This window comes from Clostridium sp. ZBS15, from assembly GCF_023845705.1.
GTDB classification, from domain to species: Bacteria; Bacillota; Clostridia; order Clostridiales; family Clostridiaceae; genus Clostridium; species Clostridium aquiflavi.
This window is the reverse complement of sequence record NZ_JAMQHY010000087.1, coordinates 1-470: the sequence shown is the minus strand read 5'-3', so window position 1 is coordinate 470 and position 470 is coordinate 1. Positions and strand designations below refer to the sequence as shown.

Below are 470 nucleotides of genomic sequence, written 5' to 3'. Positions count from 1 at the left end.
GTTAATATATCATGGTAAGATAAAACACGTCGCTGAGAGATGCGGCAAACAAGTAAGAATAAAGATAAGAAATTAAATTTCAACTTATTAAAAAACTTGTTGACAGAAAAGAAATCAAATGTCAGACTGAGTAACTCGCTTAAGGGTGACACAGTAAAACAAAAGAAAATTTGGTCTTTGAAAATTGAACAGAAATCAAGAAACATTAAAATAAACCAGCAATTCTTTATTTGAGTAAGTCAAGATTAAACTTTTTATTGAGAGTTTGATCCTGGCTCAGGACGAACGCTGGCGGCGTGCCTAACACATGCAAGTCGAGCGATGAAACTTCTTCGGAAGTGGATTAGCGGCGGACGGGTGAGTAACACGTGGGCAACCTGCCTCATAGAGAGGGATAGCCTTTCGAAAGGAAGATTAATACCTCATAAGATTGTAGCTTCGCATGAAGTAGCAATAAAAGGAGTAATCCG

The 470-nt window shown here is 37.9% G+C and carries 1 rRNA gene; it reads left to right on the top strand.

Features of this window, described 5'->3' with window-relative positions:
* Positions 1-253: 253 nt before the first annotated feature.
* Positions 254-470: ribosomal RNA gene (locus tag NG904_RS16440) — 16S ribosomal RNA — on the top strand; the annotation flags it as partial.